The 1,872-nt window shown below is 27.2% G+C and carries 1 protein-coding gene; it reads right to left on the bottom strand.

Features of this window, described 5'->3' with window-relative positions; all coding sequences use genetic code 11:
- Positions 1-52: 52 nt before the first annotated feature.
- Positions 53-1,872, bottom strand: a 1,820-nt coding sequence (locus tag A9Y75_RS25740) for a T9SS type A sorting domain-containing protein (protein WP_236721542.1), incomplete at its 5' end; no start/stop codon positions are given.

Here is a 1,872-nt window from a genome sequence, read left to right as displayed (position 1 = left end):
CCAGACTGTGGCAAACCATCGGATAAAGACATTCGAGAATTTGAAATAGTTTTTATTCTGATTTCATTAATTTTCCATAATAAAATTGATTTTTACTTTTAAGTGATAAATAGTAAATTCCGTTTGAAAGATTAGAGATATCAATCTCGTAGTTTCCATCAAATGGAATGATCTCGTATTGTTTTATCAATCTTCCGTCGGAAGTATTGATAGATAATAGCAATTCTGCTTCTAACATTAAATCAACCGGCATGATCACATTGCAAATCCCATTTGATGGATTTGGGTATAGCAAAAGTCGTTTTTCATCTAATCTGTTATTATTCATTAATATTCCTTTAAATTCTGGTATTCTTCCTATAAAGCAATTCCAGTTCCATTGATTAGAATTAATGATATGTTTGCCTAACTGCAATTCATTTCTAAAAGTAGATGTATAATAAATATAACCATCGTTTACATAAATTTGATTGATAAACAAACTAAAACCATTAGGAATTAATCTAATCCCTTCAATTTTACCATCTTTGCTAAAACGAAATAAAAAGTTAACTTCTTTATTTAATCTTGGAATTTTATAGTTGTCAATTTCTGCTGTTGTACTATTTGAATAGTTTTCACCAATAAAATAAAAGGAGTTTGTATTTGCTGAATATTCTGGCTTTCGCAGAAATACACTAAAATTGAAATTTTTCAAAGCAATAGAAATAATATCATTGTTGACATTTAAATTATAATTACCTAAACTTAAACCATTATTTGGGTAAATATTTTCGTAATTGAAGGTAGAATCATTGTTACTAATTCCAATTAATGAATATTCGAAATTTTCTGGATAATTGTTAAATATATAAAAGCTTTCTGGGTGACGAATACGCTTAACATAATTATTTAAATAATTTAAATCAAGATCGAATTTAAAAGTTGATGTTTGCATACTATACCCAAAATTGATATAATCATTTTCATTATAATAGAGAGTATCATCATAAACATATCCAGTAACATATAGGAAACTATCTTTTTGAACAATGCTTTTATAATTTATTGAAATATCATTATTTTCAAAAAAATCAAGATTTCCTTTAAAAGGTTGCTTAACTGTAATCGTATTCCCATTTGAATCAATTTTAGCTATCCATGCACCCTTCACAAGTCCTGCAAAAGGCATATCAATTGGAGTATAATTTTCGCCAGTCAAATAAAGGTTGCTATTAATATCTTGATATCTAATTTTAGAATTAGTCCCTTTAAGGCTTTTAGTATATGATACTTCACCACTTGAGCTAATTTTCATCAAAAAATTTAATCCTTTGGAATTAGAATTTAAAACTATAGTATTATTTACATAAAGATTAAATGCATCACTTAAACCTGTAAGATAAAGTGCATTTTCCAACTCGGAAAAAAGGGCGCTCGATACATCATCAAATAATAAATCGTTCATAGATGTATTATCTCCACCTGTTTGAATAATCCATTCAATTTTATCAAAATTATTTAATTTTCCTATATAAATGTCATTTAAACCGATGCTTTGAAAAGAAAATTCATTAAATGACACATTATCACCAGATGAATTAAAGTCATCTGAAAACATAAAATATATATTTTTTTCAGCGTCAATAGCTAAAATTTTAGAGTAGATATTTTTGTTGCTATGGTTATTTAATATTCCATATAAACGATCCCACTCTTGAGCATTTGTGAAAAAATGAAATAAACACAACATTAAGGCAATTATATATTTCATGATTTTATCATTTTCTTGTAATAAATATAACTTAGGTTGAGCGGGATTTGCAATTCCCCTGTTCAGTGGCATATCCCAATTTGCCCGAACTGAAGGTTGAGCGGAATTTATGGATGAAT

This window comes from Trichormus sp. NMC-1 (genome assembly GCF_001858025.1).
In the GTDB taxonomy this organism is placed as follows: Bacteria; Cyanobacteriota; Cyanobacteriia; order Cyanobacteriales; family Nostocaceae; genus Anabaena.
The sequence above is the reverse complement of the archived record's forward strand: the minus strand, read 5'-3'. Positions and strand labels throughout refer to the sequence as shown.